At 47.3% G+C, this 220-nt stretch carries 1 protein-coding gene; it reads right to left on the bottom strand.

The window, feature by feature from the left end; all coding sequences use genetic code 11:
* On the bottom strand, positions 1-220 hold a 220-nt coding region (locus tag CHH91_RS19575), incomplete at both ends, for a phospholipase D-like domain-containing protein (RefSeq protein ID WP_286160869.1).

Below are 220 nucleotides of genomic sequence, written 5' to 3'. Positions count from 1 at the left end.
CGTTTATCGATATTCGGCGTCCCCACTAAACATGCAGATTGATCAGCTACTACGGCTTTAACATGGTAAAATCCTCGATAATAATGGTAAACGAGCACGCCTGCCTGCAGGGCTTCAATCACATAAGGAGTAGCCCCGTGTTGAACAAGGGGATGATCTGCTTTTTCAGGGAGGATTAAGGAAACGAGGACGCCTCTTTGCGCCACTTCAATGATGGCAT

Origin of the sequence: Virgibacillus sp. 7505, assembly GCF_002272135.1 — a bacterium.
Lineage (GTDB): Bacteria > Bacillota > Bacilli > Bacillales > Amphibacillaceae > Terribacillus.
This window is presented reverse-complemented; position numbering and strand designations above follow the sequence as displayed.